Origin of the sequence: Spiroplasma sp. ald (genome assembly GCF_044714355.1) — a bacterium.
GTDB classification, from domain to species: Bacteria; Bacillota_I; Bacilli_A; order Mycoplasmatales; family Mycoplasmataceae; genus Spiroplasma; species Spiroplasma phoeniceum.
Genome location: NZ_RXFY01000181.1, coordinates 1 through 802 on the forward strand (window position 1 = coordinate 1; position 802 = coordinate 802).

The 802-nt window shown below is 23.4% G+C and carries 2 protein-coding genes; both read left to right on the forward strand.

The genetic code is table 4. The features are described from left to right. A partial coding sequence (locus EHU54_RS05980) for a phage major capsid protein (protein ID WP_400249486.1) occupies positions 1 to 289 on the forward strand: 289 nt, incomplete at its 5' end. After that, positions 267 to 635, forward strand: a complete 369-nt coding sequence (locus tag EHU54_RS05985) for a phage major capsid protein (protein ID WP_400249487.1) — start codon at positions 267 to 269, stop codon at positions 633 to 635. The genes EHU54_RS05980 and EHU54_RS05985, both read left to right, overlap by 23 nt. Positions 636 to 802 lie beyond the last annotated feature (167 nt).

Below are 802 nucleotides of genomic sequence, written 5' to 3' on the forward strand. Positions count from 1 at the left end.
AATCCAATTAAATGGATATAGATGAGGAACAATGATAACTATTTCAGAAAGTGCAGAAGCAATAACAATAGAAAATTTTGAAAAGTTTATTATTGATAGTTTAGCAATAGAAGTACAAAATGCTATTGAATATGCTATTGCAAAAGGACAAGGATCTGCAAAACTTGAACCACAAGGAATAATTACTAATACTAATATTCTTAAACATAAATTAGCAACAACTGAAAAAAAATATTTCTTATGATACAATTCAAAAAATTATTTCTTTACTTCCAACTGGTTATCATAATAATGTTAAGTTTATTATGAATAAATCTACTTTCTTTACACAAATTCAAGCAATTAAAGATAAAAATGAAAGACCAATTTGAAACCACACAAAAAGTGATGAAACATTAAAATACAATATCTTTGGTTATGATGTTATTTTATGTGATGAATATCCAGAATATTCAGAAACAGAAAAATCAACATTTATAACATTTGGGGATTTAAGTCAATATAAATGAAACTTTCAAAAACAATTAAACATTACTAAATCAACAGACTTCTTATTTTATCAAGATTTAATCGCATACAAAGCAACATTCATTGCCGATGGAAATACTGTGGCAAAATGTCATTTGTTAATGTAGTAAGAGAGTAAAAAGGAGATAAATTATTATGCTAGTAGAAACAACAACAGAATTTTTAAATTATATTAGACTTCTTGCATAACCTATTAAAATAATTGTAAATATTTTTAAAAAGATACTAATAGCAAATTATAATTTTAATTAATTATGTCTTTTATTTAAAAATT